This window comes from Bartonella sp. AP72JLCBS (genome assembly GCF_042195705.1).
Taxonomy (GTDB): domain Bacteria; phylum Pseudomonadota; class Alphaproteobacteria; order Rhizobiales; family Rhizobiaceae; genus Bartonella.
This window is the reverse complement of record NZ_JBHIOU010000097.1, coordinates 1-816: the sequence shown is the minus strand read 5'-3', so window position 1 is coordinate 816 and position 816 is coordinate 1. Positions and strand designations below refer to the sequence as shown.

Below are 816 nucleotides of genomic sequence, written 5' to 3'. Positions count from 1 at the left end.
TTCAAACCTTTATCAAGCTGACCTTTGTTAACAGCTTCATTATCCTTTGTTGCTTCACCAACACCTGAAAGTGTCCGGTCCGCACCAGTCTTGTTGGCTATGTTGATTTCACTGCCTTCTACTTCTTTACCAATAGTGATAAGATTGGTTGCTTGATCTTTCTTAACAAGGCTATCACCTTTCACATTGGCAATCTCATTATTAATCTCTTTGCTGATCTCATTTCTAATATTTGTGAAAGAATTACCAACTCCAGCCAAAGCATCCGCCACATTGCCATAGTCTATCTCTTCAGATTTACCATCATCCTTAACTGTCTTAACCTTAAAACTTGGAGCTTTCCATTGTCCTTGCTCATCATAACCTGCACCTCCACCAAAATAGGTTGCAAGTTGTTCGTTCAGCGAATAAAGCTGTCCACCCGTGACAGCATCCGTTGAATCTTTAGAAACATCACCATCTAAAAGAAACGTAATTTTGCTGTTATCTTGAGTGGCTACAGCTCTGCCTTTTTCTTCTTTGCTCTTTTCATGACGTGCTACAAAGGCATTGGCTTCATCATTCCATAACAAAGCATCACCTTTAACTTGCTGAGTAATATTCGTTATGTTTTTAGTAAGTTCGCTAAACTTATTTGTTACATTATCATTGACATTCTTGATATTGCTATCAAGCTGGCTTTTGTTAACAGCGTCATTATTGTTCTTTGCTTCACCAACACCAGAAATTATCCGATCCCCACCGCTTTCATTTGCAATATTGATTTCTGCGCCACCTACTTTTGCACCAATAGTGAGACGACTCGTTGTCTTATCT

At 39.0% G+C, this 816-nt stretch carries 1 pseudogene; it reads right to left on the bottom strand.

Annotation, left to right across the window (positions count from 1 at the left end):
* Positions 1-816: pseudogene (locus ACFILO_RS09585) on the bottom strand (hypothetical protein); the annotation flags it as partial.